The organism is Rahnella ecdela, from assembly GCF_019049625.1.
Lineage (GTDB): Bacteria > Pseudomonadota > Gammaproteobacteria > Enterobacterales > Enterobacteriaceae > Rahnella > Rahnella ecdela.
Genome location: NZ_JAFMOY010000080.1, coordinates 1 through 5,023 on the forward strand (window position 1 = coordinate 1; position 5,023 = coordinate 5,023).

At 48.1% G+C, this 5,023-nt stretch carries 5 protein-coding genes and 2 pseudogenes; 6 read left to right on the plus strand and 1 reads right to left on the minus strand.

All coding sequences use genetic code 11. From position 1 onward, the window contains the following. From J1784_RS00455 to J1784_RS00470, 4 genes and pseudogenes are all read left to right on the plus strand, one after another. A pseudogene (locus J1784_RS00455) lies at nucleotides 1–155 on the plus strand (IS3 family transposase); the annotation flags it as partial. A gap of 83 nt (nucleotides 156–238) precedes the next feature. Then, complete coding sequence (gene istA, locus J1784_RS00460; protein WP_217147605.1) at nucleotides 239–1,261, plus strand: IS21 family transposase; 1,023 nt, start codon at nucleotides 239–241, stop codon at nucleotides 1,259–1,261. Further along, nucleotides 1,258–2,046, plus strand: coding sequence for an IS21-like element helper ATPase IstB (gene istB, locus J1784_RS00465; RefSeq protein ID WP_217147606.1), 789 nt, complete (start codon nucleotides 1,258–1,260; stop codon nucleotides 2,044–2,046). Before istA ends, istB begins: the two co-directional genes overlap by 4 nt. 56 nt (nucleotides 2,047–2,102) lie before the next feature. Further along, nucleotides 2,103–2,732 (plus strand): annotated as a pseudogene (locus J1784_RS00470) (IS3 family transposase); the annotation flags it as partial. A gap of 215 nt (nucleotides 2,733–2,947) precedes the next feature. Here J1784_RS00470 and J1784_RS00475 read toward each other — a convergent pair. Further along, nucleotides 2,948–3,163 carry a DUF6500 family protein gene (locus J1784_RS00475; RefSeq protein ID WP_217147607.1) on the minus strand — a complete coding sequence of 72 codons (216 nt, stop codon included), beginning with the start codon at nucleotides 3,161–3,163 and terminating at the stop codon, nucleotides 2,948–2,950. 303 nt (nucleotides 3,164–3,466) lie between these two features. Here J1784_RS00475 and J1784_RS00480 point away from each other — a divergent pair, with 303 nt between their 5' ends. Together J1784_RS00480 and J1784_RS00485 are read left to right on the plus strand one after the other, a co-directional pair. Beyond that, the gene (locus tag J1784_RS00480; protein ID WP_217147608.1) at nucleotides 3,467–4,102 is read left to right on the plus strand and encodes an AAA family ATPase; all 636 of its coding nucleotides are present in this window, start codon (nucleotides 3,467–3,469) and stop codon (nucleotides 4,100–4,102) included. Then, nucleotides 4,102–4,380 carry a ribbon-helix-helix protein, CopG family gene (locus tag J1784_RS00485; protein WP_217147609.1) on the plus strand — a complete coding sequence of 93 codons (279 nt, stop codon included), beginning with the start codon at nucleotides 4,102–4,104 and terminating at the stop codon, nucleotides 4,378–4,380. The genes J1784_RS00480 and J1784_RS00485 overlap by 1 nt, the downstream gene beginning before the upstream one ends. Nucleotides 4,381–5,023 lie beyond the last annotated feature (643 nt).

Here is a 5,023-nt window from a genome sequence, read left to right on the forward strand (position 1 = left end):
TATCCCTGTCGACCTGCCGCTATGAGGCTCAGCGTCCGGCTGCAGATGCACATTTATCAGGGCGCATCACTGAGCTGGCACTGGAGCGCAGGCGTTTTGGCTACCGTCGCATCTGGCAGTTGCTGCGACGTGAAGGGCTTCATGTTAATCATAAGTGTTAGTACCGATGTAAAAATGACCCACATGCCAATGTAAAACAGACCCACCTTGGGTAAAAATGGCAGCTTTGGAGCTGCCTATGTTGACATTGGAGTTACGCGTGGAGATTGCAGTTCTTTTACGTCAGGGCATGTCTATTCGGGGTATTGCCCGGCAGCTTTCTTGTTCCCGGCAGACCGTCCGCCGCTATATTCGGATGCAGGACTCACCTGCTAAAGCCCGTTATTCTGCACGCCTTCCCCGTCCCGGGAAGCTGGACCCGTTTAAGCCCTATATTCTTGAACGGGTTGAAGCGGCCAGACCCCATTGGATACCGGCCAGCGTTATGCTGAGTGAGATCCAACTTCGCGGGTACGCCGGTGGGTACAGCATGCTGACGGCTTTCTTGCTTCCGCTTAAGCAACAGCCGAACGATCCCGTCGTGCGTTTTGAGACGCAGCCCGGTGAGCAGATGCAGGTCGATTTTACGGTGATCAGACAGGGCCGGAACCCGTTGCTGGCATTTGTCGCCACACTGGGCTGGAGCCGGGCAACCTTTGTGCGTTTTTATCCCCGCCAGGATACGGCGGCATGGTGTGACGGCATTGAACAGGCACTTCTGGCTTTTGGCGGTACACCGAAGCACCTGCTGTTTGATAATGCTAAGACCATTATTCTTGAACGTGACGTGTATGGTGAAGGCCGTCACCGATGGAACCCGCCATTACTGGCCCTCGCCGAGAAGTACGGTTTTACTCCCCGAGTGTGCAGGCCTTATCGCGCAAAGACCAAGGGTAAAGTTGAACGATTCAACCGCTATCTGAAGCATAGCTTTGTCGTCCCGCTGGCCACCACGTTTAAACAGGCCGGGCTGCTACTCGATGTCGATTCGGCCAACAGTCGCATCGGGCCGTGGCTTATCACCGTGGCCAATGCCCGTAAGCATGGCACGACCGGTGTTCCACCAGAACACCGGCTGCAACAGGAGTTGGCTGCGCTGCTTCCTCTTCCTCGAGTAGGAAGGACAGTACCCGTCGTCGCGGATAATCAAAGGGTTATGCCAAGAGAGAGTTTTCAACATCCGCTTTCTGTTTATCAGTCACTGCTGGAGGCGGGATTATGAGCCTTCAGCATCAACGTATTAGCGAGCTCTGTGCCGACTTCAAGCTTGAGCGTATTGCCAGTGAGTGGCCCGCGCTTGCCCAAAAAACACTGGAGGATGCCGGGACATTCGGCGACTTTCTGGAACAGCTTCTGCAACTGGAGACGAACAGCCGTAACGAACGTCGTCGGCAGACGCTTTTGCGGTTATCAGGGCTGCCAGCAGTTAAAACGCTGGAGCAGTTCGACTTCAAGTTCGCCAGCGGTGCGCCGCGAGCTCAACTTCAGGAACTCGCTGGATTGGCATTCATCGAGCGCCACGAGAACATTGTGCTACTGGGTCCCTCGGGTGTAGGCAAGAGCCATCTTGCCTGTGCGTTGGCACATAAAGTCGCGATGTCAGGTCAGAGTGTTCGGTTTATAACGGCAGCAGACATGATGTTGCAGTTGGTTGCCGCTCACCGACAGGGTGATCTCAAGGGATATTTAGGGCGCTGCGTCAACAAGCCGCGGCTGCTGGTGATTGATGAGGTGGGGTATCTGCCATTCGGTAAGGAAGAGGCTAATTTATTCTTCCAGGTTGTCGCCCGGCGCTATGAGACCGGAAGTCTGATCCTCACGAGTAATCTGCCGTTTACTCAGTGGTCATGTACGTTTGGTGATGATGAAACGCTGACGGCAGCAATGTTAGATCGATTGCTTCACCATGCACATATCGTGCAGATAAGTGGTCAGAGTTATCGTCTGAAAGACAAACTGAAAAGTGGTCAGTTAAAGAAATCAAAGGTCACTGAACCACAGGAATAATCATTGGTGGGTGGGTCAGATTTACTTTGGCGGGGTGGGTCACAATTCAATCGGTATTGACACATAAGCGCGTGTACCGGCTTTATCACCTCAGTGGCCTGGGCGTAAAACGCAGAAGACGTCGTAAAGGGCTGGCAACAGAACGTCTGCCGCTGCTCCGTCCGGCGGCGCCCAATCTGACCTGGTCGATGGATTTCGTCATGGACGCATTGGCCACCGGTCGCAGGATCAAGTGCCTTACCTGCGTGGACGACTTCACGAAGGAATGCCTGACGGTCACTGTTGCCTTTGGGATTTCAGGTGTGCAGGTCACGCGTATTCTGGACAGCATTGCGCTGTTTCGCGGCTACCCGGCTACGATAAGAACTGATCAAGGCCCGGAATTTACCTGCCGCGCGCTCGATCAATGGGCCTTTGAGCATGGCGTAGAGCTGCGGCTTATCCAGCCCGGCAAGCCTACACAGAACGGATTTATTGAGAGTTTTAACGGACGCTTTCGCGATGAATGCCTGAATGAACACTTGTTCAGTGACGTCAGTAATGCCAGGAAAACCATCAGTGAATGGCGTCAGGATTATAATGAGTGCCGCCCGCACTCCGCGCTGAATTATCAGACGCCGTCTGAATTTGCGGCGGCCTGGAGAAAGGGTAATTCTGAGAGTGAAGGATCCGACATTACTAAGTGAGCGTTGTATCTAATCCTGGGGGCAGGTCACCACCTCTATACTTAGAGTTCTAAAAAGAGGGTTCTTTTTATGTGGCCGATTTGCCCGATACGAGCGGTGTTCCTATTACAATGCTGTGTTTTCAACTGAAAGAGCATTTCATCCCCCCCTGTTTCCGCATTCTGGCCATATCTGGTCATCTCCTGTCATTAGGATGAGAAGAATCGGGTACTTCATCAGATTGATGTAACAAGAGACTTAATCTTTTCCGCTTTCTCAAAGTGGTCCAGTTTCATCTCCATAATCCACCATTGGGCTACTTCAAAAAGTAACTCCGGGTCATCGTTTTTATTCGAAAAAAAAGCGTAAAAGGACAGACCAACGTTGTTCCCCTTCGCTGCTATTTTTTCATCACAAATTTTAAGAATTTTGGTTTTAATGCTTACTCTCATCACATTTCCTTGATTGTTTGAAACACAACTATACTGTCGTTTGTAGAGCTATTTTGGTACACGTTTCTTGTTATCCCACAGTCCGACGTGCGTTAAACTGACGCATGGTTTTCTTCGTAACAACCGGTTTATTAGATATAAATCAATCTAAACTTTCAAAGTTACAGTGTAACTACCTTTCATAAAACAGTATTTATTGTGATAAGTATTACTTCACACATATCATTTACTCGATATTACTTCACATTTATCTTTTATGCGTTATCATTTAGGAAATGCTATTTTCGATATCAAAGGTGACAAATGATCACGATTATTGGATGCAATAAAGGTGGGGCTGCCAAAACAACAACGGCCATTAATTTGGCGGTTGGTCTGGCTTTACGTGGCGAAGATGTCTGTCTTGTTGATGCTGACGTTCAGCGTTCTGCTTCAAGATGGTATGCAGAACGCGAAGCTGCGGGTATCACACCATCCATTACCTTGATTGAAAAACGAGATAACATTTCTCAAACGCTCAGAAGCCTGGATGAAAAGTATGATCATGTCATTGTGGATGTTGCCGGTCGCAACAGCCGGGAGCTTATCACCGGTGGCACGGTTGCCCATGCGATTATCGCCCCTCATCAGTGTTCACAATTAGACCTGGATACGATGGTTGAGCTTCAGCAGCAGCTGGAAAGTATGCGTGATTTGAATCCCGAGCTTAAGGCTTACTGTTATCAAAGCATGGCGACGACTAACCCACTGTTGCAGGGTAATGAAAGACATGAATTCCTGGAATACGTGCGTGAGTTTGAAGGGCTCATTCCTTTGACTGCCACTGCATGTTACCGAAAGGTTTACCGGGATGTGATGTCAGAAGGTAAATCTGTACTCGAAACTTCTAACGAAAAAGCCAAGGCAGAAGTTCTGGCGTTGCTGAATGAGGTATTTTAATGGCCCTTAAAAGACCCCCTTTTTCAAATCGCCGAGTGGTTACTGAAGCTGAAGCTGACGCACTGGCTAACAGACTCGCCGATCGCCCTTATGGCGATGAGAAGGTTATAATTGAGCCGGTGCAGGAGATTCTGACCAGGACAACTATTTCTCTACCGCAGAACACGCTACGTGAGATTGAAGATCTTGCACTGCAAAATAAACGTAGTGGTATTAGCCCTAAAAGTGTCAGCGCAATAATCCGTGTTGCCCTGGATGCTTATCTTAAAAAGGTTTGAAATCAAACGGCATTGGATACCAGGATGCGACCAATGCCGTTTTCATCTTTATCATACATTTCGTTAGCCGCCGTGTTCCTTACTACCCCCTCCCCTTCTCAACTTTCATCCACTGATCTCAACGTGTTAATTACTCAATGAGTTTAATAATTATTAAATAGTAAGTGTGAAGTAGTAAATCTCACTTAGCACTTAGCACTTAGCCGCTCAACGCTTAAAGTGTGTTTGTGAAATGTTAAGTGTGATGTTTGTGTTGCCAGCTGAGTCATAACAAGCAAGCTAACATACTGAATAAATGCTATTTCATACTTCATATTGAATAAGTCATCTATTCTCTCAGTTGCTACATCTCTCTGAAAAAACTAAGATACTCAGAAGGCGAGTTCCGCTGTATATAGTTCGTTCAGAGTACTTCCCCCTAATGCTTAATTGTGAAGTATTACTTCAACTCATTGTTTGGCCGTTGGAATGGCAATAACAATTCATACCTATGCAATATGAATTATTACTACATACTGAATAGACCCGGGTTTCGTAGACACTTTTTTGCCTCATAATGGAGGCCTAATGAAGGAGTGTTTATGTCAGTCAAAACGTTCACTGAAGAATTCAAAATTGAAGCCGTAAAACAGATCACTGAGCA